The 1,238-nt window shown below is 52.0% G+C and carries 1 protein-coding gene; it reads right to left on the reverse strand.

The genetic code is table 11. The features are described 5' to 3' along the window. Window positions 1–8: 8 nt before the first annotated feature. Window positions 9–1,171, reverse strand: a protein-coding gene (locus tag ACT3TJ_RS17930) for an IS3 family transposase (protein WP_193057450.1) whose coding sequence is annotated in 2 segments (ribosomal slippage) — window positions 9–916 and window positions 916–1,171 — 1,164 coding nt in all. Because the reading frame shifts where the segments join, the coding sequence is not laid out codon by codon here. Between the last annotated feature and the right edge of the window lie 67 nt (window positions 1,172–1,238).

Here is a 1,238-nt window from a genome sequence, read left to right on the forward strand (position 1 = left end):
TGTAGTGGTCAACTAATACCGGACAGTAATTTAAGATTTTCCTCAGCCACAACGGGAGGCATACCATCGTTAAATGAGTGAGGGCGCTGCTGGTTGTAGTAACCCATCAGGTAGCCACTAACGTCTTTCTTGGCCTCAGGTAGATTTCGATATCCCAAAGCCGGTATCCACTCCGATTTCAGGCTCCGGAACAACCTTTCCATCGGCGAGTTGTCCCAGCAGTTGCCACGTCGGCTCATGCTTTGTTTCATTCGATAGCGCCAAAGTCTTTGGCGGAACTTGCGGCTGGCATACTGACTACCCTGATCGGAATGGAACATGACGCTCTTTGGCTGACCACGTTGTTCCCAGGCATGATCCAGCGCTTTCACAACAAGACCTGCATCCGGACTGGACGACATGGCCCAGCCAACAACACGACGAGCATAAAGATCCAACACAACGGCCAGGTAGCTCCAACGCTGGCCACTCCAGATATAGGTGATGTCACCACACCAGACCTGATTGGGCTGGTCTGGTGTAAATTTGCGGTCAAGATGGTTCGCAATATCAGGTCGCTCAACGGGCGCCTGCTTGTAAGCATGAGGGCCCGGCTGCTTACAGATTAACCCCATTTCGCTCATCAAACGCCGAACCTTGAAACGACCAATGGTGACGCCTTCTTCGTTGAGCAAACCCTTGATCGAGCGGCTGCCAGCTGAGCTGCGACTCTTTTTGAAAAGGCGGTTTACCTGAGCCTTTAAGGCCAAACGCTCAACATTCACGCGGTCCCGCCGCTGGCGGTACTCGTAGTAACTGGAGCGGCTAATATCAAACGCGTTACAGACCATTTCAACAGGCATTTGCTCACTCAACTGGTCTATCAGCGCGTACGATTCATGTCGTCCGACATCAAGAGAGCAGTAGCCTTTTTTAGGATGGTTTTTTCCATCTCAAGGCGTTTGCAGCGAGCCTCAAGCTCCTGAATACGCTGCTGTTCTGGGGTTAACGCTTTACCCTTAGGCGTTACCCCTTGACGCTCGTCCGCAAGCTGGTGAACCCAGCGTCGCAGGGCGCTTTCTCCGACACCCAACGAGGTACAAGCTTGGGGATAGCTGTACCCTTGATCTAGTACCAGGCTGGCAGCTTCCTGCTTAAATTCAGGCGAAAAAGTACGTCGTTTCCTGGTCATCAGACACCTCGCTTATGGTGGCAATATTACCACCTACGTTGGTGTCCGGTTTTATTGAACCACTACA

It is taken from the genome of Halomonas sp. AOP30-A1-24 (assembly GCF_052378165.1).
Taxonomy (GTDB): Bacteria; Pseudomonadota; Gammaproteobacteria; order Pseudomonadales; family Halomonadaceae; genus Vreelandella; species Vreelandella citrativorans.